Source organism: Rhizobium sp. NZLR10, from assembly GCF_019685125.1.
GTDB lineage: Bacteria > Pseudomonadota > Alphaproteobacteria > Rhizobiales > Rhizobiaceae > Rhizobium.
Genome location: NZ_JABDWE010000003.1, coordinates 249,656 through 276,250, shown reverse-complemented (window position 1 = coordinate 276,250; position 26,595 = coordinate 249,656). Strand labels below are relative to the sequence as shown.

Genomic DNA, 26,595 nt, shown 5'->3' with positions numbered 1-26,595 from the left:
GCGGATCGTTACCGCCGCTCGGCGAGCGCGAGCCTGCAGCCTTGCATATATGGGGGCAAACCGCGAATGCACTCTGCACAAGCGAAGGGTAATGAAGGATGCGCCGTGTAGCCCCCTCACCTACGCTCAGCGCATTTGAGGCTTGCGGGCATCCCTCGCTTCACGCCGCGCAGGTCTCGCACAATCCGCGGATCTCGATCGTCGTCTTCTCCGGCTTGAACTTCTGCCCGCGCACCCAGCTCATCAGCCGGTGGTCGACCTCGTGGTCGTGGAATTCCGTCACCTGGCCGCAGCTTTCGCAGATGGCGAAGGCGACGATGCCGTGGCTGTGGCAGTCGTCGCCGGGATGGGCACAGGCGACGAAGGAATTGATGCTTTCGAGCCGGTGCACGACGCCGTATTCGAGCAGTTTTTCCAGCGCCCGGTAGACTTGCAGCGGCGCGCGAAAACCGTGGTCGCGTAGCTTGTCAAGGATGGTATAGGCGCTGAGCGGCCCTTCGGCCTTTTCGAGCACATCAAAGACCAGCGACTGGTTCTTGGTGAGTTGCGGTGTCGTCATGAGCCTTGTCCTTGCATGACCGCGCGGTGCCGCCTGACGGGAAGCAGGCTGAACATGAAGAGGATCAGCGCCGCGACCACGATCGAGGGGCCCGACGGCGTGTCGTAGGTGAGCGAGCCGAACAGCCCGCCGACAACGGCCACAGCTCCGATCAGCGAGGAGAGCACCGCCATGATCTCCGGCGTCGCCGAAAAGCGCCGAGCCGCAGCCGCCGGAATGATCAGCAGCGAGGTGATGAGCATGATGCCGACGATCTTCATGGCGATGGCAATGACGACGGCCATCAGCAGCATAAAGAACAGCCGCGCGCGCTCCGGCTTCAGCCCCTCGGCCTCGGCAAGCTCGGCATTGACGGTTGCCGCGAGCAGCGGCCGCCAGAGCCAGGCCATTGCCACGAGCACGAAGAGCCCGCCACCCCAGATCAGCGCGATGTCGGTCGGGGAAACGGCGAGAATATCACCGAACAGGAAGGCGATGAGATCGATCCGCACCCAGCTCATGAAGGCGACCATGACCAGGCCGATTGCCAGTGTGGCATGCGAGAGGATGCCGAGCAGCGCATCGGCCGACAGCGCCTGGCGCTTCTGCAGGAAGAGCAGCAGCACCGACACGAGCGCGGCGACGGCAAAGACCGCCAGCGTCAGATTGAGTTCGAAGAGCAGCGACAGCGCGACGCCGAGCAGCGCCGAATGAGCGATCGTATCACCGAAATAGGCCATGCGCCGCCAGATGATGAAGCAGCCGAGCGGCCCCGTCGTCAGCGCCAGGCCGACGCCGGCAAGGATGGCGCGCACGAAGAAATCGTCAAGCATGGCGGCCCTCCCCACTGTGAGAATGGGCATGCGAGTGCTCATGTCCATGGTGATCGTCATGATCATGAGCGTGGTCGTGCGCATGATCGTGGTCATGCGCGTGATGTCCGTCGTCGGGGTGGCAGTGATCGGTGACCGTGCCGTCGGCATGCTGCACGCGCCCATCCGGCAGGTGCGTATGGTCGTGGTGATGGCTGTAGACGGCAAGCGTCTGCGCCGCCCGGCTGCCGAACAGGCGCACATATTCCGGGCTGCGGCTGACAGCCTCCGGCGTGCCGCGGCAGCAGACATGGCCGTTGAGGCAGATGACCGTATCGGTCTCGGCCATGACGACGTGGAGATCGTGCGAGATCAGCAGGATGCCGCAGCCAGTCGCATTGCGGATCGACTTAATAAGGTCGTAGAGCGCGATCTCGCCTGAGAAATCAACCCCCTGCACCGGCTCGTCGAGCACCAGCAGATCGGGTTTGCGGGCAATCGCGCGGGCCATCAGCGCCCGCTGGAATTCGCCGCCGGAGAGATGCTGCACCTCGGCATCAAGCATATGAGCGACGCCGGCGGATTCGAGCGCCGAAAGCATGTCACGCTCCGGCAGCGGGCCGGTCAGCGTCATCAACCGGCGCACCGAAAGCGGCAGCGTCCAGTCGATTGAGAGCTTCTGCGGGACGTAGCCCACTTTGAGGCCGGCCTTGCGCTCCACCCTGCCCTCATTGGGCTTCAACACGCCGATCGCCGCCTTGGCGCTGGTCGACTTGCCGGAGCCGTTCGGCCCGATCAGCGTGACGATCTCGCCGCGCGACACGGAAAATTCGACGCCGCGCACCAGCCAGCGGCCATTGCGAAGGACGCCGACATTCTCAAGCGAAACCAGCGGTTCGGCCCTGATACCAGCGGGGGGCTTTGCGGGAGAGAGCATCAAATTTTCCGAAAGTGCTGTTGCGTCCTGCTATCGCACACGTTATAGCATAACGCAATTGATGTAATAACATAACAATTTGAATTCAAGCGGAGCATGCCAATGAAACGCGCCTTGGGGTCTGCCCTCAAAATGCTGGCCCTCAGAATGCCGGTTCTTGCAATCCCGGCTTTGGCAATCCCGGCTTTGGTAATCCCCGCTCTGTTCTTTGCCGGCACGATGCGTGCGGCGGATGCGCCTGTCGTCGTCACCTCGATCAAGCCGATCCATTCGCTGGTCTCGGCGATCATGCAAGGTGTGGGCGAGCCGGAACTGATCGTCGACGGCGCCGCCTCGCCGCACACCTACAATCTGAAGCCCTCGAACGCGCGGGCCTTGCAGGAAGCCAAGGTGATCTTCTGGGTTGGCCCCGGCCTCGAGGCCTTCCTCGAAAAACCGCTGCAGGCTTTGGGTTCGGATGCCAGCATCGCAGCACTCGACGACGCGCCCGGCCTCGTGAAGCTGCCGTTTCGCGAGGGCGGCGCATTCGAGCCGCATGACGACGGCGATGAACATAGCGAGGCCGAAGCCGCACATGGCGCCGAAGCCGACCATGATCACGACCACGGCGCCTTCGACACACATCTCTGGCTCGATCCGATGAACGCCAAGGCGATGGCCACCATGATCACCACGACGCTGGTCGCCGCCGATCCCGCCAATGCGCTGACCTATCAGGCCAATGCCAAGGCGCTGGACGACCGGCTGACGGCGCTGGACAAGGAGATCGCCGCCGCCGTCGCTCCCGTCAAGGACAAACCTTTCATCGTCTTCCACGACGCCTACCAATATTTCGAGCACCGCTACGGCATCCGCGTCGCCGGCTCGATCACCGTCAGCCCGGAAACCATCCCCGGCGCCGAGCGCGTCTCGGAAATCCACAGCAAGGTTGGCGAGCTTGGCGCAACTTGCGTCTTTGCCGAGCCGCAGTTCGAGCCGCGGCTCGTCGATGTCGTCATCGAGGGCACACGCGCCAAGTCAGCCGTGCTCGACCCCGAAGCCGCTACGCTGAAGGCCGGTCCTGATCTCTACTTCACCCTCATGCGCGGCATCGCCAACAGCATGAAGGACTGTCTCTCCAACGCATGACCACCATGCGGCGACGCGCGGAGAGAGCTGAGGCGGAAAGAGGCGGACAACCCCGTTCCGCTTTTTTTCGGCAATTCATAGGTAATGATATAACATTAATAATAATCTGATGAGGTCCCATGAACAACAGACTTCCCGTCACGGTGCTTTCAGGTTTTCTCGGCGCCGGCAAGACGACGCTACTCAACCATGTGCTCGCCAATCGCGAGGGTCTGCGCGTCGCCGTCATCGTCAACGACATGGGCGAAGTGAACATCGACGCTAGTCTGGTGCGCGATGGCGGCGCCAATCTCTCGCGCACGGAGGAGCAACTGGTCGAGATGACCAATGGCTGTATTTGCTGCACGCTGCGCGACGACCTGCTGAAGGAGGTACGCCAGCTCGCCGATCAGGGCCGCTTCGACTACCTGCTGATCGAATCCACGGGCGTCGCCGAGCCCCTGCCCGTCGCCACCACCTTCGAATTTCGCGACGAGAACGGCCAAAGCCTTTCGGACGTCGCAAGGCTCGATACGATGGCGACGGTCGTCGATGCCGCCAATCTGCTCGCCGACTACGCATCGGCCGATTTCCTCGCCGACCGCGGTGAAACGGCGGGCGACGGCGACGACAGGACCATCGTCGACCTGCTGGTCGAGCAGATCGAATTCGCCGATATCGTGGTGCTGAACAAGATCGGCACGGCAAGTGAGACGGAACGCGACGCCGCGCGGAAAATCATCATCGGCCTCAACCCCGATGTGAAGCTGATCGAGGCGGATTTCGGCAAGGTGGCGCTCAAGGAGGTGCTCGGCACCGGCCGCTTCGACATATCAAAGGCGGAGACCCATCCGCTCTGGTACAAGGAACTGCACGGTTTCCGCGACTATGTGCCGGAGACCGAAGAATACGGTATCCGCTCCTTCGTCTATCGCGAGAAGCGTCCCTTCCATCCGGCAAAATTGCAAGCCCTTCTCGACAGGACATGGCCGGGCGTGGTGCGCGCCAAAGGCTTCTTCTGGTTGGCGACGCGCCCGCATCACGTCGGCGAAATCAGCCAGGCGGGCGCGATCGTCCGCACCGGCAAGATGGGTCTGTGGTGGGCATCGGTGCCGCGCGAACAATGGCCGGACGAGCCGGGCTTCCTGCGCGCCATCAGCCCCTATCTCGACCCCGTCTGGGGCGACCGTCGCCAGGAGATCGTCTTCATCGGCGCCGACCCCATGGACGAGACCTGGATCAGAAGAGAGCTCGACGCCTGTCTCGTCGAAACCGAAGTCTTCGCGCCCGAGCGCTGGCGAAACCTGCCCGACCCTTTCGCCAGCTGGAACCGCCAGGCGGCATGAAGGCAACGGCAATCAAACCCTACCGCTGCGTCTGCACGGAGTGTGATCCGTTGCCACCGATCAAGGGGCTGCATCCGTCGGCGCATGATGAGGATGTAAAGGTCGATGCCGGAAGTCCGAAGGGGTTGCTTGGCATCATCGCCGCCGTGCGCCGGAAGAATTAGCGCAGGCGTCACCTCACCCCACCCTCATCCCTGTGCTCGTCACAGGGATCCAGCCCACCCTCATCGCTGTGCTCGCTACAGGGATCCAGAGCGCCCAAGTCCTTACCGCGCGGACGCGCGGTGGCTGGATTCCTGTGACAGGAACAGGAATGAGCAGTGGGGGAAGCGATGGCGCTCTATCGAGACAAAATACCCACTCCAGCCAGGATCTCCACCTTACTCCCAAAATCTGAAAGGGCGGCCGAAGCCGCCCTCCTCATATCCACCAATCAGCGACCAGCAATAATGCTGGAGATCACACCGCTGGTGACGCCGATCAGCAGGTAGTCGTTGTCGGCCCGGACCCAGCGATAGCCGCGCGGCGGCGCAGCCAGCCGGTAGCGGCGGTAGTCGTTGACGTCGTGAAACCGGCGGCGCTCGCTGGCGTTGACGCGGTACCCCTTCTTCCAGTGCGGCCGGACGACCGTTTTCTCGACGATCACCTTCTTCTGCACGACGACAGGCGGACGGCGATAATCATCGGCGCTGGCTTGGGAGACAACCATCGGGGAGAGAAGGAAGGAAGCGGAAAGGAGAGCTGCAAAAATCTTTTTCATGTGGGGTTCCTCGTGTTGGGCACGGGAGAGAACTAGGCCCGAAAAGATGAACCGAAACTGAAATTTAAATTAAACTTTCGTAACGGAATCTGTAGCCTGTAGCTCGGCGCTTATATTTTAGATTAGCCTTATACGCCATGCCGAGCAGCCGTTTTATTCGAGACGTCGTGATCGGCGGAGTCCGAAGATCGGATTCGATTTTCGGAAGGATTGGGCGCAGATTCAAAATCATGGAGCGTTTCTCCGCGGACCCGATCAGGAGCTTTGCGCCGCCGGACCGTCGTGCGGGATCGCTCGATAACAATGGAGGAAACCTATGCCCGGCATCAGCATGCGTTACATCGTCGACGACGTCGACGCCGCGTTGGAATTCTATACGAAACATCTTGGCTTCTCGATTGCGCTTCACCCCGCGCCCTCCTTCGCCATCCTGACCAAGGACGGGTTTCGTCTGCTCGTCAGCGGCACGACGGGACCGGGCGGAGCTTCCCAGCCAATGCCCGACGGGCGAAAACCTGAACCCGGCGGATGGAATCGCATCCAGATCGAGGTCGGCGACCTGGAGGCGGAGGTCGCGACGCTGCGCCAGGCGGGCGCGCGTTTTCGCAACGAGATCGTGCAAGGCATGGGTGGCAAGCAGATCGTGCTCGATGATCCGGCCGGAAACCCGATCGAACTCTTCGAGGCGCCGAAGAGATGAACGCCACGGCATCGATCATGCGGTCGGCTGCGCCCTCTTGTGCACCGCATCGGGCAACCGCGCACATCATCTGACGCGGTGGGCCGGCATCGGCATCATCACTGGAAGAACGGCGGCTGCGCCTTGCTACATGTGTGCGAGCGTGTAGTTTCGGGCTAGCATCATTTCAGAGGTAGGGAAAACATGTCCGAATCCGCGGGCGGGCTCTTCGACTATGTCGGGATACTAGCCGTGCTACTTCTCGTCGCAGCCAATGGCTTCTTCGTCGCCGCCGAATTCGCGCTGGTCTCGGTGAGGCGCAGTCGTGTCACCGAACTTGCCGCGGCCGGCCGCATGAATGCCTCAGCCCTTCAGCGCGCCGTCGACAATCTCGACGCCAACCTCGCAGCCACCCAGCTCGGCATCACCATCTCGTCGCTGGCGCTGGGCTGGGTCGGCGAACCGGCGCTTGCCCACCTGGTCGAACCTCTGCTGTCCTGGCTGCCCGGACAATGGGCGACCACAGGTGCACATACCGTCGCCATCGTCATTGCCTTCGTCATCATCACAGCACTTCACATCGTGCTCGGCGAGCTTGCACCGAAAAGCCTGGCGCTTCAGCGCAGCGAAGCCACTTCGCTTGCCGTGGTGCGTCCGCTCGGGCTTTTCCTGGTGCTGTTCAAGCCGGCGATCTTTGCTCTGAACGGCATGGGGAACCTGGTTTTGCGGGGTGTGGGTCTTCGTGCCGGAACCGGGGAATCGTCGTTCCATTCGCCGCAGGAGCTCAAGCTGCTGGTCGCCGAAAGCCAGGAGGCCGGCCTTCTCAACCAGGTGCAGCAGCAGCTTGTCGAGCGAGTCTTCAACATCGGCGACAGGCCGATCTCCGACATCATGACCCCGCGTCTCGATATCGAATGGTTCGACGCCGATGACAGCGAGGCGGAGATCCTGAAAACCATCCGCGAATGCAGCCACGAACAATTGCTGGTCGCCCGCGGCTCGATCGACGAACCGATCGGCATGGTGTTGAAGAAGGATCTTCTCGACCAGGTTCTCGACGGCGGCAAGGTCCGGCCGATGGCGGTGATCAAGCAACCGCTGGTGCTGCACGAGGGCACCTCGGTCGTGCGTGTGCTCGACAGTTTCAAGGCCTCACCTGTCCGGCTCGCCATCGTTATCGACGAATATGGCAGCCTCGAAGGCATCGTCACCCAGACAGATCTGCTCGAAGCCATCGCCGGCGATCTGCCGGGATCCAATGAGGAGCCCGACATCGTCGTGCGGGAAGACGGATCGCTGTTGATCGATGCAATGATGCCGGCCTTCGACGCCTTCGAACGGCTGGGCCTGCGCGATCGCCCGGATGCGGATTTCCATACGCTTGCGGGCTTCGCGCTGCACCAGCTCCAGCATATCCCCGAAGCCGGCGAAACCTTCGTGTTCGACAGCTGGCGTTTCGAAGTGCTCGACATGGACGGCATGCGCATCGACAAGATGCTGGCGACGCGCATCCCCGCAGACGGGGTGGGAGCCTAAAGAATTTCGGTTTTTCTCCCACTCAGAAATGCTTAGTTTACTGATTTTTGCGCTATTCTGGACGCTACCGCTGCGGACCTTTGAAAGCGCTCTAGCTTACCGCCAGCGTCCAAAGCATTCCCGATATCGCACAGGCAAGCAACGTCGTGATGACCGATGTCTTGAACCGGAAGATCGCGATGGCGGCGGCGGCCGACAGCGCCATTGCCGCCGGCACGGCCGATTGCAGCACGGGGATATCGAGCCGCAGGCCGCCAAGGCGGACGGTCGCGACCTCGGCAAACAGCGTGTGCAGGCCAAACCAGATGGCGAGGTTGAGAATGACCCCGACCACAGCCGCCGTGATCGCCGACATCGCGCCGGCGAGCGCCACATTGCCGCGCAGTTTTTCGATGAACGGCGCGCCGAGGAAAATCCACAGGAAACAGGGCACGAACGTGACCCAGGTCGTCAAGATTGCCGCAAGCGTGGCGGCGAACATCGGATCGAGCGATCCGGGATTGCGGTAGGCGCCCATGAAGCCAACGAACTGAAGCACCATGATCAGCGGCCCCGGCGTCGTCTCGGCCATCCCCAGGCCATCCAGCATCTCGCCGGGTTTCAGCCAGCCGAAACGCTGCACGGCTTCCTGCGCGACATAGGCGAGCGCGGCATAGGCGCCGCCGAAGGTGACGACCGCCATCTTGCTGAAGAACAGACCGATCTCGGTGAAGACGTCGTGTGCCCCGAACGCTGCATAGAGGGCGGCGATGGGTAAAAGCCAGAGAGCAAGCAGAGCTGCCGACATACGCAGCGACCAGGCGAGATTGGGACGCGCATGATCAGGTATGCCGTCCCCGAGCGCAGACTCGGCATCCGAAAGCATCGAACCGCTCCCAGCCTTGTGGCCGCCACCCGGCCTGAAGGCGGCAAGCCCGAACCTGCCGCCGATGAAGCCGCTCATACCGGCGGCAAGCACGATCAGCGGGAACGGCACGTGCAAGAAGAAGATAGCGACGAAGGCCACGGCCGCAATCAGGAGCATGACGTTGTTTCTGAGGGCGCGGCCGCCGATGCGGATGACGGCCTGCACGACGACGGCAAGCACCGCTGCCTTCAGCCCGAAAAACACACCGGCGACGATGCCGACGCTGCCATAAGCCGCGTAAATATAGCTGAGGCAGAGGATCGACAGGAATCCCGGCAGCACGAACAGCAGGCCGGCGACGAGACCGCCCAGCGTGCGGTGCATCAGCCAGCCGATATAGACGGCGAGTTGCTGCGCCTCGGGGCCGGGAAGCAGCATGCAATAATTCAGCGCATGCAGAAAACGATGCTCGCCGATCCATCGCTTCTCGTCGACAATGATCCGGTGCATGACGGCGATCTGGCCGGCCGGGCCACCGAAGCTCAAGGCGGCGACGCGCAGCCACACCTTGAAGGCTTCGCCGAACGAGACGCCGTGGTGATGCCCTTCTCCCGCATTTCTCTCCACCGTTTGGCCCGTAGGGCCATTGTCTGTCATCTCGGCCATCTCATGCCCTCTTCTTCGGCGCGGGCCAGTTGTGGGTTTCCTCGGTCGCGTCCCGGCACCAGCGGAAGAAGGCATCGTAGAGAAGCATTCCGGCCTCGAGCTGCTCCAGATCGTCGGAATACATCCTGGAGAGGCCGAGCGAAGCGGCAAGCAGGCCAGACGCCTCGGGCGCAAGATCGAACTTTGCGGTATCCGCCGCCCTGACGATCTGCGCCAGGCGCAGAAGCGGCTCGGACGCCAGGCCGAATTCCTCGACCATCACGTCGAAGGTGCAGAGCTCGCCGCGATGGCTCCAGAACACGCCTTCGATATCGAAGGGTACGGCGCCGAAGCGCTCGCCGACGGCACACACTTCGGGCGCCGGGACGAACAGGAAGACGGCGTCCGGATCAACGAAGCGCCGGATCAGCCAGGGACAGGCAATGCGGTCGATTTTCGGCCGCGCGCGCGTCACCCAGACGGTGCGTCCTTCAGCGTCGCGGGGCGGCAGCTTTTCATCAGGCACCGCCGCTCCGCCAGCGATCCAGGCTTCGAAGCCGCCTTCGAGGCTTTCGGCGTCGATCCCGCTATGGCGCAGATAGGCGGCCACACCATGGCTGAGCTTGCTGCCCTTTTGACAGACCACAACGACGGCATCGGCATCGATGCTGCCCGCCCAGGACGCGACCTCGGCATGGTCGCGCCGGATCGAGCCCGGAACCAGGCGCGGATCGAGTGCGAAGTCCGCCTCGGTGCGAACATCGATAATGCAAGGCGCCCCGGGGGTTCCGATGAGGCGGCTGAGTTTTTCGGCGGAAATTTCGAGAAATGACGGCATGACGCGTCCCTCCGTTGATCGGTACTATTGGACGCGATTCTTCAGCATGACGCCTCGTGGGGTGATCGCGACCCCATGGCAAAACCATGGGCAACAGACCCCGTCGTGTCAAGCGGACGCTTGCATAGAACAGAGACGCGCAACGTTCACGTCGGAGCGGCTGTGGGCAAGCAAGCCCACAAGCAGACGGCCCTGGCTGCCGATTCTGGCGGGCTGCGGCGCGGAAACCCCTGATAGCAACCGGTTCCCGGCACCTGCACGGAACAAAATGCCCACTTCGGCATTCTTCTTTCACCGAAAGAGGAGAAAGTACCATGACGTACGACCCCAATAATGCCAACGACCCGAACCGCCCGCTGAACCCAAATCTGGATCTGCGCACCACGCCTAGCCCGCGCACCAATAATACGTGGGTTGTCTGGGTCGCTGCATTGGCCGTTATCGCTGTCGCTGCATTCGCCTATTCGCAGTGGAGCACCCCCGGCACATCCCCTGATACAACAGCCTCCACGACGCAATCCGAGCCGGCGCCGGCCAAGCCGATCGCTCCGACTGACAACCCTGCAACGCCTGCACCGGCACCAGCACCGGCACCGGCCACGCCGGCGGCGCCTGCCCAGCAGTAACAGTTGCTCACTCGAAAGAAGTCGGCAAAGCGCCGGCTTCTTTCTGCCGTGGGCTCTTGAACATTGTGAAACAAACCCTATTTGAGGGATAATAAATTTGTCTCTGACGGCTGACCACGGATGTACTGGCAGCCGTTATCGAGACAGATCGAGGAAGGGTCGGTGCGAGTTTCGCCCGGCCTTTTTTCTTGAGCGGGTTACCGAAGAATGCATGCCGGTGATGACGCTGAAATCAGCGATTGAAATCGGAAATTATTTCGGGATTCTGTTATAGAAGGACTGGGGATCGTACACGCACTGGTAGTCGAGAAGGCAAATTTTGCCGTTGCCATCCCTTAACCTCGCCGTTTCGTACTTGTCGCCCAGATTGCACCTGGCCGGTGGATAACGAAAGCTGCGGCCACCCAAGCCCATGCGCACGAAAACGGCTTTGTCTTTGCGGATGATCTGGGAAAGCTCATCGCAACTATGATCCTTGGCATTGACTTCCACCGCCTCGACGGCGAGGGCTGCGGACGGAAACAACAGCGCAACGGCCAGCACAACGGTTTTCATGAAAACTCCTGAATATGCAGATATGAAGTTGAGGCATCGCACCGATTCATGCCTCAAAAGCTAAGGGAAGTTATAGGGCGACGCGGGATCGAAGACACAGACATAGTCGAGAATGCACTGCTTCCCACCCGCATCGCGAAAACTCGTCGTCGCGCGCTTGTCGCCCATGCTGCATTGCGCTGGCGGATAGCGGAAGCTGCGGCCACCGAAGCCGACGCGGACAAAGACCTTTTTATTCTGACGGATAATCTGCGCAAGCTCGCTGCAGCTATGCTCGCTTGCCTTGACCTCCTTCGCCCCAGCGGCAAAGGCCGGCAACGGCAGCAACAACGCAGTGGCTAGAATGACGCTTCTCATGAACCCCTCCCACTTATGAGAGAGCAAATAGGGCGCTGGGATCGACGCTGCCAGACCTGCGGACAGCCCGACCATGCCGCCCAGTCCGGAACAGTCTCCGGCAGGCCGGAAAACCCGGCCTGAATTCAAATAATTCAATATTATCAAGAGATTTTGGTGGGTGATGTAGGGCTCGAACCTACGACCCGCTGATTAAGAGTCAGCTGCTCTACCAACTGAGCTAATCACCCGTTCGCGCTTGGTTGCGCGGTGTGACGGGGCGTATAAACAGGATCGGCAGGCTTGTCCAGCACATCGGCGAATTTTCTTTGGTTAATCGCGAAGATTTTTCGGCATGGCTGCAATGCAGCGCGCAACCCCGACCATCGGAACCGATTTTCGGCAAGGATTATGCGCAGATTCAAAGCGATAAGGCGTTCTTAGCTATCGGACGCGCGGCGCTCTGGTGAAATCAAAGGTCGAGCGTGCCGCTGGCCAGTCGCACCGCCTGGCCGCCGATCCGCGCATTGGAAATCGCCCCGCCGTCGACATCGATATGCAGGTGGATGAAGGATGGCCGACCCATCTCGACGCCCTGCTCGATCATGATCGGGTGATGCCCGTCCGTCAGCCGGTCGAAATGGTGGATGGCACCGGAGAGTGCTGCCGCCGCCGAGCCGGTGGCCGGGTCTTCGACGATCCCCATGCCGCTTGCGAACATGCGCGCATGGAACTTCGCCACGTGGTTGACGCCGCCGCGGCAATACACATAGGCCGAGGCAAGCGCACCGTCGACGAAGGGCACGATCTTTTCCCAGAGCTGCGGATCGAATTCCACCCGCTGCGCGGCTCCGACATCGTGCACCGGGATGAGCAGGAAGGGAACGCCGGCGCTCCAGACCGAGGGCACGTGATTTTCGAAGCCGATCTCGGTCACCTTCAGCGACAGCGCATCGGCCATGCCGAGTTTGTCGAGCGGCATGATGGCCGGCTGCGATTTACGCGGCAGGTCGAATTCCGCAAAACTCGCCTCGCCCTCCCTAAGCCGCACGGCGCAGCGCACCGGCCCGACATTTTCCTCAAGCACCGTAACGAGATCGAGCGTCGCAGCGCCATGCGCCCGCTCGGCCAGCGCCACCGCCGTACCGACCGTCGGATGGCCCGCAAACGGCAGTTCGCGCCCGGGCGTGAATATCCTGAGCTTCGCCGCATAGGCGGGATTGCTCGAAGGCTGCACGAACACCGTTTCGGAGAGATTGATCTCCCGGGTGATCGCCTGCATCGCCTCGTCGCTGAGATCGTCGCCGTCGAAGATCACCGCCAGCGGGTTGCCCGCAAGCTTTCGATCGGTGAACACGTCATAGACGCTGTAGCTTCGCGCCACATCGGCCTCCTTGAATCGGTCATCGCGCCGCCAACCTGCCCGACCAAACGGCCGAGTGCAAGGCGCTAAGTCCGCATGGGTGCAAGGAGCAAAAGCTGCGGCCTGTCCTTCGAGGCTCCGGTCTTTGGCCTGGGTGCCTCAGGATGCGGGGCGTTGGAGGATGCCGCGACCTCTCTCCGACCTCATCTGAGGTGCCCCGCAGTGGCCTCGAAGGACGAGGTCGGCCTCCCGCCTCTTATGCGCCCGCCTTGCCGAAATACCAGCTAATCACCGGTAGCATCGAGATGTTATAAGGATGCGCCGAGGGGTCCGCCGAGCGGATGGCCACCGCACCGGCGATCTCCTTGTCCTCGGCGACCAGCATGTGGGCTTCGATCCGCTTCACCATCTCGTCCGCCGTCATGTCGAAGCGGAAGAGCCGCATGAGCGTTACCGTGCGTCTGGAATAGCTGGCGTAGAGCCCCGGCCCGGCCGCCGCGTCGGCGAGGTCCAGGCCTGTCTCTTCGTGGACTTCGCGGCGCATATTGGCCTCGATGTCGCAACGCCCGTCGACGATGTCCTCCTGTTCCAGCGAGCCGGCGGCGAAATAGACCTGGCCGGGATTGGCGGTGTGGGCGCCCATGCGGATCGCCACCAGCGCGCCGTCGGCGCTTTCGAGCACCGGATAGGCAAAGATATGCAGGCCGCCCTGACGCTGCGGCTGCCGGCGCCACCACATGAAAGCGGAAAAGGGAGTAACGTAGCCCTCGCCCGCAATCCCGTCTTCACTGAACGACAGCCGCTGCTGGAACACCAAGCGCCCATCGAACAGCGCCGGGTTGGCGGCCGTTTCCCTGGCCCAGTTTTCGCGGATCGCTGCCTCCTCGGCGAGGACGAAGGGATGGCTGCCGGGCAGGACGCGCAGATTAACGCCGGCGATCGGGAAAACCGTCGCCTCCGGCGGCCAGCCGGCGAAATCATCGGAAAGGTCGCTCGTCGGAAATTTCATGTTCAAATTCGTTTTCATGTTCGCTTTCAGGGGAGATCCAGTGTCATGACAACGGGGCAATGATCGGACGCTTTCGGCCTGTCCCAGCCGGTGCGCGGGTAACGTTCCACCTCCTGCCCCGGCGGGAAGATGGTGCGGTAGGGTTGGCCGCTGCGGACAATTTCCGGCAGGCGGCCGGCATTGTGGGCGGCGAGATCAGGTGAAAGCCAGAGATAATCGAGCTGGCAGAGCCACTGCTCCTGCGGCCCGCGCGCGTGATAGAGCGTCCAACGGTCGAGGGGCTCGCGGCGGCGCACGACGTTTTCGGCAAAGCCGTCATGGCTGAAAACGTCGAGTGCGCTCTCGGCCTCATCGTGGTGCTCGAAACGATAGCCGGCCCCGCGGCGGCCGATGACATCGACGCGCTCCTGATAATCGTTCATGTCGCCGCAGATGGCGAAGCTCCTCGCGCCGGCTTGATCCGCACCGAAGCGATCCTCGATGATGCGCCGCACAGCGCGCGCCTCGGCGCGGCGGATCGGCATCGTCGATTGCCGCCCGTCCAGCCCGTCGCGCGGATTGCCCATCGACTTGAAATGCACGACATAGAGCGAGAACGGCCGACCACCGATCAGAAGATCGAGTTCCAGGCAGTCGCGTTTGAAGATTTTGTCGTCGACGCGGTTGGTAAGCGCCAGCTCCTCGTCGAAGAGATCGAGATCGCGATAGGTCGTCATCGCATGGCTTCTTATACCCCTGAGCTCGATCTTCTGGCCGTCGCGCGTTTCCTCGCGCATCAGCACGGCGACATCGATGCCGCGGCTGTCATTACCCTCCACCAGATATTTCTGCCGGTAGCCGTTTCCGACCATGCGGAAGAGATAACCATATTCGAAGGCTTGAAGGGCGGCCATATTATCGATTTCCTGCAGGCAGAGGATATCGGCATCCGCATCGGCGATCGCCAACGCCGTCATCTGCCTGGTGTCGTCGGTGGCGGCGATCACCCGCGCCTGCTCAAGCTGCTGATAGACACCCTCGCTCGACACCTCGAAAAGCTTGATGACGCGGTCCTGGCGTAGCTGGTTGCGAAAGCCGGTGAAATCGAAACGGGTCAGGAGATTTTCGACATTGAAGGTGGCGAGGCGAAGCGACATGGCAGGAGTCCGGTTGCGAGCAGTACCTTAACCGGCAATCGCCGCAGGAAAAGGTGGCGCGGCCAAGAAAGTTGCGGACAAATGCCCTCTGCGCCTAGATATGGCTGGGCGGGCTTGAGGTGGCGGAGTCGTGAGGTTGGCTCGGCGCGCTATTGGAACTGCTCGATGAGCTCCCGTTGCTCGAACTGCCATGTAATTCACTTGGCTTAAACGTTCGGGTTTTCCATTCGCCATCCCGTTTCTGCGGCTGTAAAGATGGGCATCCCTGAAGCACGCTCGCGGCACTCAAAAGAACCGCCGAAAGCACGAAAACGGATCGAATACGCCTTACTTGAACTGGAATGCGAGTATGGTCCCTCAATAAACTGATTATCGCGGGGGTTTTGCTTAGTCCATTGCGTTCGTAATAACTTAGCCGTTTGCTTTACATCATGGATGGCTAGATCGAATTCGGAAGAGATATTCATTTTTTGGCGATTCGTAAGAAGATAACCGCGATTTTCAATCTTATATTGCCGATCTTCAACTGGCTCACCGTAAAAGTCGAGACTTCCTCCATCAAGCCGCCACCCGGCGCGGATGACGACGCGCACCGCTTCACCGGGCAAGACAGCCACGCGGCTGAAAGCGCGCAGCGTCTAGCCGTTGCCGAGCGTGAGTTTGACGGCATAGCGCTCGCCTTCGAACAGCACGGTTTCGACAACTGCCGGAGCCCCCTCGCCGCCGATGATCACATCCTCCGGCCGCACCAGGATATCGGCGCCATCGGTATTGGCCGCCTGCAGTGCATCCTGCAGCTCGTCCCACTCCAGATGGCGTTCGCTTCCCATGACCGGCAGCGTAAGGACGGCCCCTCGCCCGATCAGCCCTCCGACAACATGCCCCTCCGGCCGTGCGTAGATCTCGGCCGGCGGCGCCACCTGCAGCAGGCGGCCTTCGGACATCACGGCGACGTCGGTTGCCAGCGCCATCGCCTCGCTCTGGTCGTGGGTGACGTAGATCATTGTCGCGCCGGAGCGCTGGTGAAACTCGCGAAAAGTCTCCTCCATCTCCTGTTTCAGATGCTGGTCGAGATTGGCGAAGAGACCGTTTGATGATCCTCGCTTGGAATTAATTGAAAGCGTAAGCTAACGCGAGCGCTTCACGCAGGCGTGAACGCCCGGCCATTGCCATCGAGCCGCTTTGCGGTACGTCAATCATTTTTCGATGAAGGAGGAGTTTCAATGGAATATCGTTCGCTCGGCCGTTCCGGCCTGAAGATCTCCACATTGACCATGGGCACAATGACCTTCGGCGGCGTCGGATGGGCGAAGACCGTCGGTGACCTCGGCGTCTCGGAGGCGCGCAAGATGATCGATATGTGCATCGATGCCGGCATCAACCTGATCGACACCGCCAATGCTTATTCCAATGGTGAATGCGAAAACATCATCGGCGATGTGCTCTCCGGCAAACGGCCGCAAGGCGTGCTGCTGGCCACCAAGGCCCGTTTCGGCATGGGTGACGGCCCGAACGACCAGGGCCTGTCGCGCTACCACCTGATTCGGGAATGCGAAGCGAGCCTCAAACGCCTGAAGACCGATGTCATCGACCTCTACCAGGTGCATGAATGGGACGGCCAGACGCCGCTCGAAGAGACGATGGAAGCCCTCGACGCCCTGATCAAGCAGGGCAAGGTGCGTTACGTCGGCTGCTCGAACTATTCCGGCTGGCACATCATGAAGGCGCTTGGCATTGCCAACGAGCACCGCTACCAGCGCTTCATCAGCCAGCAGATCCATTATACGCTGGAAGCCCGCGACGCCGAATACGAGTTGCTGCCGATCGCAATCGACCAGGGCCTCGGCGTGCTGGTCTGGAGCCCGCTTGCCGGCGGCCTGCTTTCCGGCAAGCATCGCCGCAACCAGGCCGCTCCCGAAGGCACGCGCCAGTTCGCCGGCTGGACCGAACCGCCGATCCGCGACGAAAACCGCCTCTGGAATATCGTCGAGACGCTGGTCGCGATCGGCGAGGAACGTGGCGTCTCAGCCGCCCAGGTGGCGCTCGCATGGCTGATCGGCCGCAAGGCAGTGACCTCGGTCATCATCGGCGGCCGCACCGACGCCCAGTTCCGCGACAACATCGCCGCCGCCGAACTGACGCTCACGGGCGAGGAGCGCAAGCGCCTCGACGCCGTCAGCCTGCCGCCGGTGATCTATCCCTATTGGCATCAGCTGAACACGGTCAGCGACAGGCTCGGTGAAGCCGATCTCGAGCTTTTCGGCCCGCATCTTCAGCGATAGGCGATCATGACGGCGCCGTGGTCGACCGCGTCGGCTACGGCAAGAGCGAAACGGCGAACGAAGGCTGGACGACGATCTTCTGATTGGCGCTGGCTGGCTGCTCCCCCTTCTCCCCACCGGGGAGAAGGGGGCCCGAAGGGTCGGATGAGGGGGCCACACGGCGGGCCTTTGCTTGCCTTCGCTTGCGCTCGGCGCATTCGCGGCGTTCGCCGCTCACCCCCTCATCTGCCTGCCGGCATCTTCTCCCCAGCTCGCGCGCACGCCACGCCCACCCTCGCCGCAACCTGCAGCGATCAGCCGCCGATCTCGGCCGCAATCAGCGCGCCCAGGCGACCGATGCCGTCCTCGATCATCTGCTCGTTGGCGCACGAGAAGCTGACGCGGAAGGTGTTGGCGCCCGAACCATCGGCGAAGAAGGCCTTGCCGGGCACGAAGGCGACCTTGGCGGTTTCGAGCGATTTCGCCAACAGCTTGGCGCCGTCCATGCCTTCCTGCAGTGTGATCCAGATGAACATGCCGCCTTCCGGCTTCGTCCAGCTGGTGCCCTTGGGCATATATTTCTCGAGCGCCGCCAGCATGCAGTCGCGGCGACGGCTGTAGGTGGCCTTGATCTTGGCGACCTGGGCATCGAAGCCGCGCTCGGCGACATCGGCAATTGCCATCTGGTTGATCGTCGAAGAATGCAGGTCGGCCGCCTGTTTCATCAGCACCAGCTTGCGGATGACGGGGGCATTTGCGACGACGAAGCCGACGCGAAGGCCGGGCGCCAGCGTCTTCGAGAAGCTGCCGCAATAGATCGTGCGCGTATCGTTGATATGCCCCTTCTCGGCGATCTCCAGCGCCAGGATCGGCGGGATCGGGTCGCCGTCGTAACGCAACGACTGATAGGCGGCGTCTTCGATGACGGCGATCTCAAGTTCTTCGGCCAGCGCCAAAACCTTCCGGCGGCCATCGAGATCGACCGTTTCGCCGGTCGGGTTGGAGAAGTCGGCGGAGAGATAGGCGAACTTCACCTTGCCGCCGGCTGCCGCTGCGGCCGCGCGGTAGGAGTCCGGCGTTCGGTTGCCGTTCGGTGTCAACTGGTCGTAGGCCGGCTCATAGGCGTTGAAGGCCTGCAGCGCGCCAAGATAGGTCGGCCATGTCACCAGCGCGGTATCGTTCGGCGACAGGAACAACTTGCCGAGATAATCGAGGCCCTGCTGCGAGCCGGAGACGATGAAGACATTGTCGAGTTCGCAGGGAATGCCGAGATCGGCCATCTGCCGGACCAGCCATTCGCGCAGCGGCTTGTAGCCTTCGCTGACCGAATATTGCAGCGCCGAATTGACGGCAGCGCCAGCGAAAATATCGGCATAGGCCTGCTTGAACTCCTGATCGGGAAACAACGCCGGATCCGGAATGCCGCCAGCAAAGGAAATGATGTCAGGTCGGTCGAGAAGCTTCAAAAGCTCGCGGATCTCGGATGCGCGCATGCGCGACGAGCGCGACGCAAACATGGTGTCCCAGTTCAGCATGGGGTTTCCTCGTATTTTCTATTCCCTGCAGCAGACCATGCCGGGGAATTTATGTCAACAATGCTGACCTATTTTCTTGTCATGGTGACATGTTGGAATCTTATATTCAAAAGCCTTTGATGTTCGGGAGTTCACTTGATGTAGCCGCCATCCGATGTCGAAGGCATCGGTTGCGAATTTGCTGCTCGACGTCAGCCACATCAAACGGTTATTCCTCTGATCAAAGTCGAAACCGGCTGATTCAGACCCTTTCAAGACCTACTCGGCGGCGGTAGTGTCGCCACTATTCAATTTACTATCAAGGTGCCAGAAATGACCGTGACGTCAGCCTCCCCTGAAATCAAAATCGAACTCCACAAGTCTCCCGTCTCGGACGCCGATCGCATCCAGGCACTCGAGACTCCCGGTTTCGGCAAGCTCTTCACGGATCATATGGTCCTGGCACGATGGACTGCCGAAGATGGCTGGCACGATGCAAAGGTTACGCCGAGGCGGCCCCTGGAGCTCGATCCTGCGAGCGCCGTGCTGCACTATGCTCAGGAAATCTTCGAGGGCATGAAAGCCTACAAGGCGGATGATGGCCGGATTCTGCTCTTTCGGCCTGAAGAGAACGCACGCCGCTTCGCGCAGTCGGCGACCCGCATGGCGATGCCTCCTGTGCCCGAAGAACTCTTCCTGAAGGCGGTCGAAGAACTGGTCCGCGTTGACAAGGCCTGGATTCCGTCCGGCGACGCCAGCCTGTACCTTCGCCCCTTCATGTTCGCCAACGAGGCGTTTCTCGGCGTTCGTCCGGCTCAGGAATATGTCTTCTGCATCATCGCCTCTCCGGTCGGCGCCTACTTCAAGGGCGGCGCAAAGGCGGTTTCCCTATGGGTCGAGACCGAATACACACGTGCAGCCGCCGGCGGCACCGGCGCTGCAAAATGCGGCGGAAACTACGCAGCCAGCCTCGTGGCGCAAGCCGAGGCGACCAAAAAGGGTTGCGATCAGGTGGTCTTCCTGGACGCCGCAGAGCATCGCTGGGTCGAAGAACTCGGCGGCATGAACGTCTTCTTCGTGATGAACGATGGATCAGTGGTGACCCCGCCCCTTGGCGGCACGATCCTGCCGGGCATCACCCGGGCTTCCGTGATCGTGCTCGCCGAAGAAAAGGGCTTGCGCGTCGAGCAGCGCCCCTACTCGTTCGCGGAATGGCAAGACGACGCTGCCAGTGGCAGGCTCGTCGAAGCGTTCGCTTGCGGCACTGCCGCCGTCCTGGCGGGCATCGGCCTGGTTCGACATGCCGGCGGCGAGTTTCTGGTCGGAGACGGACAGACCGGCAAGTTGACCAGCGAACTGCGCCAACAACTCGTCAGTCTGCAAAAGGGCGTAACGAACGATGCGCACGGCTGGACGCGCTTGATCCCGACCTGAACTTCGGACGTTCCACGCGAACGGCGGCGTCAACACCGACAGGGTAGGCGCCGCTGTCCGTCGCCCGCCATCGACAGCTTCATCGCCTATACCGCGAGATGCATGGTGGTGCCCCTCGACACGACGCTTGCCCACCGTGCCGCGGAGATATCGGCAGCCCTCAAACTTGCCACCGCTGATGCGATCATTTACGCGACGGCCGAGCACCATGATGCAGATATTCTGACCTGCGACGTCCATTTCAAGGATTTCGAGCGGGTCGTCTCCATCGATAAAAAAGACTGACCTTGATGTGACCCAAGTGTTCGACGGCGGCGCTCAACGCTTCTATGATAAAGTGGGAAATGGTAATCTGGCATCGGGGACGCCGACACCGGCATGGACGGGCGGCACTGAATTCAATGGCGAAAATGACGATCTCCCTTCCGGATGATCTGGCCGAATACGTCGCACGCCGTGTTGCAAGCGGCAGATACAGCAGTGCCGGCGCATTTCTGGCGGAACTCGTCCTGAAGGATCAAAACCACCGCAAGCTCGATGACGAAGAACTGCGCGAGATTCTGAGGCTGGCTGAGGAAAGCGGCATCAGCGACCGGCGCATTGCCGATATTCTGCTGGAAACGAAGGCGAAGCTGCGTGACCACCTATAGGCTGACCCGAACCGCAGACGCCGTGTTGTCGGGCATCGACGAATATGCCAGCCTGCATTTCGGCGAGGCGCAGGCGGATGCCTATCTTCTCGATTGGGACAGAATTTTCGTGCTTCTTTCGCGCGTGCCCTCCATGGGAGACGAGTGCGACGAACTCGGCGCCGGCCTTCGGCGCCTCCTCCACATGCGCCATGTCGCCTTCTACCGCGAGATACCGGAAGGCATCCTGGTCATCGACATTATCGGCGCCGACCGGCTTCCCGAGAGACACCTTCAATCCAACCGACGCCCCCGAACGGCCGACCCGCATGCCTCGTGACACGACCTCCGCCTTTTACGAGAAAAACGCCGAGACATACGCCGACCGGGCACGCAGCCTGCCGAGGCAGCAGCTCGATGCCTTCCTCGCCGGTATTGCACCGGGTGGCGCAATCCTCGAACTCGGCTGCGGCGGCGGGCAGGACAGCGCCTACATGCTGTCGCAGGGTTTCGAGGTGACACCGACGGATGGCTCCGCCGAGCTTGCCAGACAGGCGGAAGTGCGGATCGGCAGGCCGGTCAAGGTCATGCTGTTCCAGGAGCTCGACGCCGACAGCGCCTTCGACGGCGTCTGGGCACATGCGAGCCTTCTCCACGTCCCGAGGGCTGAACTGCCCGATGTCTTCGCCCGCATCCGCCGCGCCCTGAAAATCGGCGGCTTCCTCCACGCAAGCTTCAAGGCGGGAGAAGCGGAAGGCCTTGACGGCCTCGGGCGTTATTACAACTATCCGTCCGCCGAATGGCTGTCGGAATTGCTGAAAAAAGACGGCTGGTACAACATCGCCATCGAGGAAAGCGACGGCGGCGGCTATGATGGCAAGCCGACCCGCTGGCTGACGGTGAGCGCGGAACGATAAAGGCCGAAGCTTTCGCCCCGGCCTTAAACTGCAGCAGCTTGATGCATATCGCCCAAAGCGCGGAATTACCTCTCGAAAGCATGTCACCCCGTCCTGGCCGGTCAGTTGGCAACAGGATCGCCGCGAAGGGTTTGAGCGGTAATGGACTGCCGGCGCACAAGCAAATAGAGCGCAACCATATGGGTGATCATCAGCAGCGGTACATAGACGATCACGACCACATAGGCTGCGCCTAGCTGCCCCGCCAAGACAGGCAGACCGGACTGGGCGCCGCGGTAATAGTCGATGACGAGATCACCGGCGCCCACGAGATTGAAGGCAATGACGAGCAGCCAGAACAGTGGCCGGATGCGGAACGAGATCAGCGCCAGCATGGCCAGTAGCCCGGCAGCAAGGTCGCCATAGGCGGCCGTGACGGCAAAGCCGGCCGGCAGATCGGGACCGACGACGCCGGGAAGGATGAAGACGAGGCCGAAGAAGCGGAAGCTATGGAGCGTTGCGACCGCCCGTTGCGCCCCGGCGCGGTCCATCGACTTGAGCCGGGGCAGGACATAGACGCCGATGCAAAGCAGCCAGGCGACGTAGCCGAGCAGCAGGTGAAGCTGGAAGATGGCGGCCGGGGACATTTTGCCTCCTGTCTGGCTGCTGGTTCCAGCGCAATATACGGCCGCTTACACCGGCGACTATTCGGGATAATATGGACGGGGCATGAAGCAGAACTTCACAGTAGGCAGGGCGCGCTCGACGGGGTGGAGGCGTTCCTCAGCGTTGCCCAGCACCGCAGCTTTCGCCGGGCGGCGGCGGAACTTGGCGTCACTCCCTCGGCGATCAGCCAGGCCGTGCGCACGCTGGAGGCGCGGATCGGCGCAGCCCTGTTCATCCGAACGACGCGCAGCGTCGGGCTGACGGAAGCTGGCGAGCGTTTCCTTTCGCGTGCAAAACCGGCCTTCGAAGAACTCATCGCCGCAAGCGCCGTCGCGCATGAGCTTGGACGAGGACCGACCGGACGGCTGCGCCTCTCGGTGCCGCGTGCCGTTGTCCCGGTCCTGCTCGAGCCGCTGATTGCGTCCTTTTCCCAAGCCTATCCCGAAATTGAAGTGGAGATCGCCGCCAGCGAGAAACTGGTCGATCTCGCCGTCGAAGGCTTTGATGCAGGGATAAGAATGGGCCAGTTCATCGATGCCGACATGATCGCGGTTCGGTTGACGCCGCCGTTTCGGTTCATCGGGAGCCCGATCTATTTCTCCAACCGGGATCTTCCAGCGTCCCTGGACGACCTGCGTCACCATGCATGCCTCAGAATACGCCGCTCCAATGGCGCGCTCGCGCCGTGGTCGCTCGACGACAAGGGCCGCGCCATCGAGATCGCCGTCGCGGGGCCGCTTATCACCCACGACTTCCCGACCATGCTCGGCGCAGCCATCGAGGGGATGGGCGTAGCCCAGGTGCCGGAGCCGATCGCCGTCGAACAGATCAGGGCGGGAAAGCTCATCGAGGTGCTGGCATCATTCGCGCCGACGGCGCCGGGCGTATTTCTCTATTATCCCAGCCATCGGCAAATGACACCGAAACTGCGCGCCTTCATCGATCACATGAAGAACCGTCCGGATGCGGCCGGCAAGACTCCCATTCGGGGCAACGGTGACAAGCCAGTAAAATGATTCCCGGTCGGCTTGAAATCATCGAGCACGAGCATCGCAAGTCCCACGATCTCAGGTGGCGAGCCGCCTTTGCCCTCGATGTCGACAATCCAATATCGTTGCCCGGTTATTGTGATATCAGCCCGCTCTCCCACGGCGATGCGGCCGCGGCTGGCGCCACCGACGTCGATGCATCGATCGAAAATCAACGAGCCGTCGATCGATAGGCCGAGGGCCTTGCCAACATGTGAACGGCCATCAGGTCGTGAACGCCGACCGCTACTGCGCACAATGTAGCGGTTTTTGGGAGACGACATGCCCAAAACAAAAAAACAAGCGCGCCGCACGAACCAAGGCCCGTGCGACGCACCCTTGAAACCGCTTAGTTGACCGACTTATCGACCAGCTTGTTCTTGCCGATCCAGGGCATCATGCCGCGCAGCTTGGCGCCGACTTCCTCGATCTGGTGGCTGTCGTTCAGGCGGCGGATGCCCTTGAAGCGCGAGCCGCCGGCGCGGTATTCCTGCATCCAATCGGAAGTGAACTTGCCGGTCTGGATGTCGTTGAGGACGCGCTTCATCTCGGCCTTGGTCTCGGCGGTGATGATACGCGGACCGGAGACGTATTCGCCCCACTCGGCCGTGTTCGAGATCGAGTAGTTCATGTTGGCGATGCCACCTTCATAGATCAGGTCGACGATCAGCTTCACTTCGTGCAGGCACTCGAAGTAGGCCATCTCAGGCGCGTAACCGGCTTCGGTGAGCGTTTCGAAACCAGCGCGGATGAGCTCGACGAGACCGCCGCACAGAACGACCTGCTCGCCGAAGAGGTCGGTTTCACACTCTTCGCGGAAGTTGGTTTCGATGATGCCCGAACGGCCGCCGCCAACGCCGCAGGCGTAGGAGAGCGCCAGTTCAAGCGCATTGCCGGAAGCATTCTGATGAACGGCAACGAGGCAGGGAACGCCGCCGCCCTTCTGGTATTCACCGCGAACCGTATGGCCCGGGCCCTTCGGCGCGATCATGACGACGTCGACCGAAGCCTTCGGCTCGATCAGGCCGAAATGCACGTTGAGGCCGTGAGCAAAGGCGATCGCAGCGCCGTCGCGGATATTCGGCGCGATCTCCGCCTTGTAGATGTCGGCCTGCAGCTCGTCGGGGGTTGCCATCATCATCAGATCGGCCCAGCCGGCGGCTTCGGAAACCGTCATGACCTTGAAGCCGTCGGCTTCGGCCTTCTTGATGGTCGGCGAGCCGGCCTTGAGCGCGATGACGAGGTTCTGGGCGCCGCTGTCCTTGAGGTTCAGCGCATGGGCACGGCCCTGCGAACCGTATCCGATAACGGCGACCTTCTTGGCCTTGATGAGGTTGAGATCGGCATCACGATCGTAATAGACGCGCATTTGAATTTCCTTCCCTTTGCTTGTCTTGTTGACTGTCATTAAAGCGAAATCAGCCGAGAACCGGCATCTCCGCCAGAACCTTGTCCGTGCCATGGAGCCTGAGGAAGGCGGTGACCGCCCTCTCCGCCTGGCGTGCGGTATCCTTGAGGCCCGGTTCACCGAGCAGCATGCGCACATGCAAGTCGGAAACGACAAGGCCGTAAAGCGTGTGATAGGCCTCATCGGCATCGGAAAACCGCAGGAGCCCTGCCCTCTTTCCGGCATCGATCAGCGCCATGGCTCGGCGGTCGATCTGGCGGCGGCCGCGCTCGAGCAGCAGCCTGCCGAGCTTCGAGCCGTCGCGGTTCGACTGGCCGATCGCCAGCCGGTTCAGCGCCAGCGAGACGTCGCCCGCAAGCACCTCCAGCAGATCGCGCGCGAAAATCACCACATGATCGTGCAGGCTCGCCGCCGTTAGCCGCTCACCATTGCGCTCGAAGGTGCGCACCTTGCTCGCCTGATAGGCAATCATCGCCGACAGCAGCCCATCGCGATCGCCGAACCACTTGTAGAGGCTTTCCTTCGAGCAATTGGCAGCACGTGCGACACCAGACGTCGTCAGCGCCTTCTCGCCGCCATCGACGAGCAACCGCAGCGCCTGCTCCAGAACGGCGTTCTGGCGCGGCGAAAATTCGCTCGGCTCTGCGGTATCGACTGACACGGTCATGGCTCCCATATACGTACCGTACGGTACGGTTCTTGAGGTTTATGCGACAAACCGATCAGGCCGTCAAGAAGCCCGGATAGATTTTTTTAGTACGGGAAACCGCGCTGAAACACCAGAATTGGATAGGCACCGCCGCTCAGCGATCGCATAATGCCGCGCTACGCGATTTTCCCGGAGGCTTCGATGTCACGTCTGTCTGCAGCTGTTTTCCTGCTCGTAGGAATTTTCCTTGGCGGCTCAGACACTCTCGCCCAGTCCGACAGCGACGTCTATAACCGCATCGAGGCACTGCACGGCGATGCCGCAGGATTTGACCGGCCGCTGCGCCAACTCGTTCAGGCCATGCGCTCGGGCGACGCCGAAACCATCGCCGGCCTTGCCGAATACCCTTTGACGGTCAAGGCCGATGGCGAGAGCTATGACGTTGAGAGCGCTGAGGATTTCATCGACAATTTCGGTGATCTGGTGACACCGGAAACGCGCAGCGCCGTCGGGCGCCAGCAATATCAGGATCTCTTCGTCAACAGCGACGGCGTCATGCTCGCAAACGGCGCAGTCTGGATGGGCGCCGTCTGCGAAGACAGCGCCTGCGAGGCGAGCCATTGGGCGATCATCGCGATCAACAACTGAAATCAGGCAACAAGGAAAGCCATGAAATACCGGATAGCCGCCGCGGTCATAACCGTAGCTCTTGTGGTCGCAACCAATACGCGGGCCGCCGAGACCCATTGCGGCTGGATCGAGAACCCGACCCCCGCCAACTGGTGGCTCGAGGATGCCGAGAACACCTGGACGATCATGACCAGGGTGACGAGAACGGCGAACCCGAAGGCATGGAGCTGATCCCCGATATCTCCGAGAATGATTATGTCAGGAGCAACGGCAATTACGGCTATGCCTGCGCCTGCATGAACGTCGAGACGGATGGCAAGGAACGCATCACGAAAATCCTTTCCTTCCGCCAGCTTGCGCTCGCCAAATGCCGTGCCGACAAGGCGCTGAAATTTCCTGGCTGATCCGCG

27 protein-coding genes, 1 tRNA gene and 4 pseudogenes are annotated in these 26,595 nt (G+C 61.6%); 15 read left to right on the top strand and 17 right to left on the bottom strand.

The window, feature by feature from the left end; translation table 11 throughout:
* Positions 1–160: 160 nt before the first annotated feature.
* From HJB82_RS06985 to znuC, 3 genes are read right to left on the bottom strand one after another with little or no spacing between them, the layout of a single operon-like run.
* Complete coding sequence (locus tag HJB82_RS06985; RefSeq protein WP_207581016.1) at positions 161–559, bottom strand: Fur family transcriptional regulator; 399 nt, start codon at positions 557–559, stop codon at positions 161–163.
* Positions 556–1,371: a zinc ABC transporter permease subunit ZnuB gene (gene znuB, locus HJB82_RS06980; protein WP_207581017.1), complete on the bottom strand. Its 816-nt coding sequence runs from the start codon at positions 1,369–1,371 to the stop codon at positions 556–558. Before znuB ends, HJB82_RS06985 begins: the two co-directional genes overlap by 4 nt.
* Positions 1,364–2,287, bottom strand: coding sequence for a metal ABC transporter ATP-binding protein (gene znuC, locus HJB82_RS06975; RefSeq protein ID WP_207581018.1), 924 nt, complete (start codon positions 2,285–2,287; stop codon positions 1,364–1,366). Before znuC ends, znuB begins: the two co-directional genes overlap by 8 nt.
* 102 nt (positions 2,288–2,389) lie before the next feature.
* On the opposite strand from znuC, the gene HJB82_RS06970 reads away from it, so the two are divergent.
* The 3 genes from HJB82_RS06970 (at position 2,390) to HJB82_RS06960 (ending at position 4,904) form a co-directional block, all read left to right on the top strand.
* A complete protein-coding gene (locus HJB82_RS06970; protein WP_311044138.1) occupies positions 2,390–3,415 on the top strand; it encodes a zinc ABC transporter substrate-binding protein in 1,026 nt (341 codons plus the stop codon).
* A 119-nt stretch (positions 3,416–3,534) separates the two neighbouring features.
* Complete coding sequence (locus tag HJB82_RS06965) at positions 3,535–4,740, top strand: GTP-binding protein (RefSeq protein ID WP_221139750.1); 1,206 nt, start codon at positions 3,535–3,537, stop codon at positions 4,738–4,740.
* Positions 4,737–4,904, top strand: a complete 168-nt coding sequence (locus tag HJB82_RS06960) for a hypothetical protein (RefSeq protein ID WP_207581020.1) — start codon at positions 4,737–4,739, stop codon at positions 4,902–4,904. The genes HJB82_RS06965 and HJB82_RS06960 overlap by 4 nt, the downstream gene beginning before the upstream one ends.
* 269 nt (positions 4,905–5,173) lie before the next feature.
* Here the strand turns inward: HJB82_RS06960 and HJB82_RS06955 are convergent, their stop codons facing one another.
* Positions 5,174–5,500, bottom strand: a complete 327-nt coding sequence (locus HJB82_RS06955; protein WP_221115731.1) for an RcnB family protein — start codon at positions 5,498–5,500, stop codon at positions 5,174–5,176.
* A gap of 316 nt (positions 5,501–5,816) precedes the next feature.
* On the opposite strand from HJB82_RS06955, the gene HJB82_RS06950 reads away from it, so the two are divergent.
* Both HJB82_RS06950 and HJB82_RS06945 read left to right on the top strand, forming a co-directional pair.
* Positions 5,817–6,200 carry a VOC family protein gene (locus HJB82_RS06950; protein WP_207581022.1) on the top strand — a complete coding sequence of 128 codons (384 nt, stop codon included), beginning with the start codon at positions 5,817–5,819 and terminating at the stop codon, positions 6,198–6,200.
* A gap of 183 nt (positions 6,201–6,383) precedes the next feature.
* Positions 6,384–7,715 (top strand): hemolysin family protein, encoded by a 1,332-nt coding sequence (locus HJB82_RS06945; RefSeq protein ID WP_207581023.1) that lies wholly within the window; start codon positions 6,384–6,386, stop codon positions 7,713–7,715.
* 91 nt (positions 7,716–7,806) lie between these two features.
* Here the strand turns inward: HJB82_RS06945 and chrA are convergent, their stop codons facing one another.
* Both chrA and HJB82_RS06935 read right to left on the bottom strand, forming a co-directional pair.
* Complete coding sequence (gene chrA / locus HJB82_RS06940) at positions 7,807–9,228, bottom strand: chromate efflux transporter (protein ID WP_207581024.1); 1,422 nt, start codon at positions 9,226–9,228, stop codon at positions 7,807–7,809.
* Position 9,229: 1 nt separating this feature from the next.
* The gene (locus tag HJB82_RS06935) at positions 9,230–10,045 is read right to left on the bottom strand and encodes a chromate resistance protein ChrB domain-containing protein (protein WP_207581025.1); all 816 of its coding nucleotides are present in this window, start codon (positions 10,043–10,045) and stop codon (positions 9,230–9,232) included.
* A 314-nt stretch (positions 10,046–10,359) separates the two neighbouring features.
* Between HJB82_RS06935 and HJB82_RS06930 the strand changes: the two genes are divergently transcribed.
* Positions 10,360–10,671, top strand: coding sequence for a hypothetical protein (locus HJB82_RS06930; protein ID WP_207581026.1), 312 nt, complete (start codon positions 10,360–10,362; stop codon positions 10,669–10,671).
* A 252-nt stretch (positions 10,672–10,923) separates the two neighbouring features.
* On the opposite strand, the gene HJB82_RS06925 is transcribed toward HJB82_RS06930, so the two are convergent.
* The 7 genes and pseudogenes from HJB82_RS06925 to HJB82_RS06895 all read right to left on the bottom strand — a co-directional run.
* Positions 10,924–11,226, bottom strand: a complete 303-nt coding sequence (locus HJB82_RS06925) for a hypothetical protein (RefSeq protein WP_221139749.1) — start codon at positions 11,224–11,226, stop codon at positions 10,924–10,926.
* Positions 11,227–11,286: 60 nt separating this feature from the next.
* Complete coding sequence (locus tag HJB82_RS06920) at positions 11,287–11,583, bottom strand: hypothetical protein (protein WP_221139748.1); 297 nt, start codon at positions 11,581–11,583, stop codon at positions 11,287–11,289.
* Positions 11,584–11,737: 154 nt separating this feature from the next.
* Positions 11,738–11,813: transfer RNA gene (locus HJB82_RS06915), tRNA-Lys, on the bottom strand.
* Between the two features lie 221 nt (positions 11,814–12,034).
* Positions 12,035–12,946 carry a PhzF family phenazine biosynthesis protein gene (locus HJB82_RS06910; protein WP_207581029.1) on the bottom strand — a complete coding sequence of 304 codons (912 nt, stop codon included), beginning with the start codon at positions 12,944–12,946 and terminating at the stop codon, positions 12,035–12,037.
* Positions 12,947–13,181: 235 nt separating this feature from the next.
* Complete coding sequence (locus HJB82_RS06905) at positions 13,182–13,952, bottom strand: NUDIX hydrolase (RefSeq protein WP_221139747.1); 771 nt, start codon at positions 13,950–13,952, stop codon at positions 13,182–13,184.
* 8 nt (positions 13,953–13,960) lie between these two features.
* A complete protein-coding gene (locus HJB82_RS06900; RefSeq protein WP_207581031.1) occupies positions 13,961–15,070 on the bottom strand; it encodes an endonuclease/exonuclease/phosphatase family protein in 1,110 nt (369 codons plus the stop codon).
* A gap of 560 nt (positions 15,071–15,630) precedes the next feature.
* Positions 15,631–16,149, bottom strand: a pseudogene (locus HJB82_RS06895) (TOBE domain-containing protein); the annotation flags it as partial.
* A 144-nt stretch (positions 16,150–16,293) separates the two neighbouring features.
* Between HJB82_RS06895 and HJB82_RS06890 the strand changes: the two are divergent.
* Positions 16,294–17,352 (top strand): aldo/keto reductase, encoded by a 1,059-nt coding sequence (locus HJB82_RS06890; RefSeq protein ID WP_221139746.1) that lies wholly within the window; start codon positions 16,294–16,296, stop codon positions 17,350–17,352.
* 293 nt (positions 17,353–17,645) lie between these two features.
* Here HJB82_RS06890 and HJB82_RS06885 read toward each other — a convergent pair whose 3' ends face one another.
* Positions 17,646–18,866: a PLP-dependent aminotransferase family protein gene (locus HJB82_RS06885; protein WP_221115734.1), complete on the bottom strand. Its 1,221-nt coding sequence runs from the start codon at positions 18,864–18,866 to the stop codon at positions 17,646–17,648.
* 312 nt (positions 18,867–19,178) lie between these two features.
* On the opposite strand from HJB82_RS06885, the gene HJB82_RS06880 reads away from it, so the two are divergent.
* From HJB82_RS06880 to HJB82_RS06860, 5 genes and pseudogenes are all read left to right on the top strand, one after another.
* On the top strand, positions 19,179–20,279 hold the full coding sequence (locus HJB82_RS06880) for a branched-chain amino acid aminotransferase (protein ID WP_221115735.1): 1,101 nt from the start codon (positions 19,179–19,181) through the stop codon (positions 20,277–20,279).
* A gap of 66 nt (positions 20,280–20,345) precedes the next feature.
* Positions 20,346–20,564, top strand: a pseudogene (locus tag HJB82_RS06875) (PIN domain-containing protein); the annotation flags it as partial.
* A gap of 116 nt (positions 20,565–20,680) precedes the next feature.
* Positions 20,681–20,929: a type II toxin-antitoxin system ParD family antitoxin gene (locus HJB82_RS06870; RefSeq protein WP_221115737.1), complete on the top strand. Its 249-nt coding sequence runs from the start codon at positions 20,681–20,683 to the stop codon at positions 20,927–20,929.
* On the top strand, positions 20,916–21,248 hold the full coding sequence (locus tag HJB82_RS06865; protein WP_207581037.1) for a type II toxin-antitoxin system RelE/ParE family toxin: 333 nt from the start codon (positions 20,916–20,918) through the stop codon (positions 21,246–21,248). Before HJB82_RS06870 ends, HJB82_RS06865 begins: the two co-directional genes overlap by 14 nt.
* Complete coding sequence (locus HJB82_RS06860) at positions 21,238–21,825, top strand: bifunctional 2-polyprenyl-6-hydroxyphenol methylase/3-demethylubiquinol 3-O-methyltransferase UbiG (protein WP_221139745.1); 588 nt, start codon at positions 21,238–21,240, stop codon at positions 21,823–21,825. The genes HJB82_RS06865 and HJB82_RS06860 overlap by 11 nt, the downstream gene beginning before the upstream one ends.
* Before the next feature lie 101 nt (positions 21,826–21,926).
* Here the strand turns inward: HJB82_RS06860 and HJB82_RS06855 are convergent, their stop codons facing one another.
* On the bottom strand, positions 21,927–22,451 hold the full coding sequence (locus HJB82_RS06855) for a hypothetical protein (protein ID WP_221115739.1): 525 nt from the start codon (positions 22,449–22,451) through the stop codon (positions 21,927–21,929).
* Between the two features lie 82 nt (positions 22,452–22,533).
* Here HJB82_RS06855 and HJB82_RS06850 point away from each other — a divergent pair.
* A pseudogene (locus HJB82_RS06850) lies at positions 22,534–23,486 on the top strand (LysR substrate-binding domain-containing protein).
* Between the two features lie 361 nt (positions 23,487–23,847).
* On the opposite strand, the gene ilvC reads toward HJB82_RS06850, so the two are convergent.
* Positions 23,848–24,867: a ketol-acid reductoisomerase gene (gene ilvC, locus HJB82_RS06845; protein WP_207581039.1), complete on the bottom strand. Its 1,020-nt coding sequence runs from the start codon at positions 24,865–24,867 to the stop codon at positions 23,848–23,850.
* A 49-nt stretch (positions 24,868–24,916) separates the two neighbouring features.
* The gene (locus HJB82_RS06840; RefSeq protein ID WP_207581040.1) at positions 24,917–25,582 is read right to left on the bottom strand and encodes a TetR/AcrR family transcriptional regulator; all 666 of its coding nucleotides are present in this window, start codon (positions 25,580–25,582) and stop codon (positions 24,917–24,919) included.
* A 141-nt stretch (positions 25,583–25,723) separates the two neighbouring features.
* Here HJB82_RS06840 and HJB82_RS06835 point away from each other — a divergent pair, with 141 nt between their 5' ends.
* Both HJB82_RS06835 and HJB82_RS06830 read left to right on the top strand, forming a co-directional pair.
* Entirely contained in the window at positions 25,724–26,203 is a 480-nt protein-coding gene (locus tag HJB82_RS06835) for a hypothetical protein (protein WP_221139744.1), read from the top strand.
* 21 nt (positions 26,204–26,224) lie between these two features.
* Positions 26,225–26,589 (top strand): annotated as a pseudogene (locus HJB82_RS06830) (DUF4087 domain-containing protein).
* The last annotated feature ends 6 nt before the right edge of the window (positions 26,590–26,595 follow it).

Coding starts and splice junctions, on each gene's coding strand:
- HJB82_RS06870 (WP_221115737.1), top strand. CDS start 20,681: ATGGCGAAAATGACGATCTCCCTTCCGGATGATCTGGCCGAATACGTC.
- HJB82_RS06905 (WP_221139747.1), bottom strand. CDS start 13,952: ATGAAAACGAATTTGAACATGAAATTTCCGACGAGCGACCTTTCCGAT.
- HJB82_RS06835 (WP_221139744.1), top strand. CDS start 25,724: ATGCCGCGCTACGCGATTTTCCCGGAGGCTTCGATGTCACGTCTGTCT.
- HJB82_RS06955 (WP_221115731.1), bottom strand. CDS start 5,500: ATGAAAAAGATTTTTGCAGCTCTCCTTTCCGCTTCCTTCCTTCTCTCC.
- HJB82_RS06950 (WP_207581022.1), top strand. CDS start 5,817: ATGCCCGGCATCAGCATGCGTTACATCGTCGACGACGTCGACGCCGCG.
- HJB82_RS06880 (WP_221115735.1), top strand. CDS start 19,179: ATGACCGTGACGTCAGCCTCCCCTGAAATCAAAATCGAACTCCACAAG.
- HJB82_RS06855 (WP_221115739.1), bottom strand. CDS start 22,451: ATGTCCCCGGCCGCCATCTTCCAGCTTCACCTGCTGCTCGGCTACGTC.
- HJB82_RS06925 (WP_221139749.1), bottom strand. CDS start 11,226: ATGAAAACCGTTGTGCTGGCCGTTGCGCTGTTGTTTCCGTCCGCAGCC.
- znuB (WP_207581017.1), bottom strand. CDS start 1,371: ATGCTTGACGATTTCTTCGTGCGCGCCATCCTTGCCGGCGTCGGCCTG.
- HJB82_RS06840 (WP_207581040.1), bottom strand. CDS start 25,582: ATGGGAGCCATGACCGTGTCAGTCGATACCGCAGAGCCGAGCGAATTT.
- HJB82_RS06900 (WP_207581031.1), bottom strand. CDS start 15,070: ATGTCGCTTCGCCTCGCCACCTTCAATGTCGAAAATCTCCTGACCCGT.
- HJB82_RS06860 (WP_221139745.1), top strand. CDS start 21,238: ATGCCTCGTGACACGACCTCCGCCTTTTACGAGAAAAACGCCGAGACA.
- HJB82_RS06890 (WP_221139746.1), top strand. CDS start 16,294: ATGGAATATCGTTCGCTCGGCCGTTCCGGCCTGAAGATCTCCACATTG.
- HJB82_RS06930 (WP_207581026.1), top strand. CDS start 10,360: ATGACGTACGACCCCAATAATGCCAACGACCCGAACCGCCCGCTGAAC.
- HJB82_RS06920 (WP_221139748.1), bottom strand. CDS start 11,583: ATGAGAAGCGTCATTCTAGCCACTGCGTTGTTGCTGCCGTTGCCGGCC.
- HJB82_RS06965 (WP_221139750.1), top strand. CDS start 3,535: ATGAACAACAGACTTCCCGTCACGGTGCTTTCAGGTTTTCTCGGCGCC.
- HJB82_RS06935 (WP_207581025.1), bottom strand. CDS start 10,045: ATGCCGTCATTTCTCGAAATTTCCGCCGAAAAACTCAGCCGCCTCATC.
- HJB82_RS06985 (WP_207581016.1), bottom strand. CDS start 559: ATGACGACACCGCAACTCACCAAGAACCAGTCGCTGGTCTTTGATGTG.
- znuC (WP_207581018.1), bottom strand. CDS start 2,287: ATGCTCTCTCCCGCAAAGCCCCCCGCTGGTATCAGGGCCGAACCGCTG.
- HJB82_RS06885 (WP_221115734.1), bottom strand. CDS start 18,866: ATGCTGAACTGGGACACCATGTTTGCGTCGCGCTCGTCGCGCATGCGC.
- ilvC (WP_207581039.1), bottom strand. CDS start 24,867: ATGCGCGTCTATTACGATCGTGATGCCGATCTCAACCTCATCAAGGCC.
- chrA (WP_207581024.1), bottom strand. CDS start 9,228: ATGGCCGAGATGACAGACAATGGCCCTACGGGCCAAACGGTGGAGAGA.
- HJB82_RS06945 (WP_207581023.1), top strand. CDS start 6,384: ATGTCCGAATCCGCGGGCGGGCTCTTCGACTATGTCGGGATACTAGCC.
- HJB82_RS06970 (WP_311044138.1), top strand. CDS start 2,390: ATGAAACGCGCCTTGGGGTCTGCCCTCAAAATGCTGGCCCTCAGAATG.
- HJB82_RS06960 (WP_207581020.1), top strand. CDS start 4,737: ATGAAGGCAACGGCAATCAAACCCTACCGCTGCGTCTGCACGGAGTGT.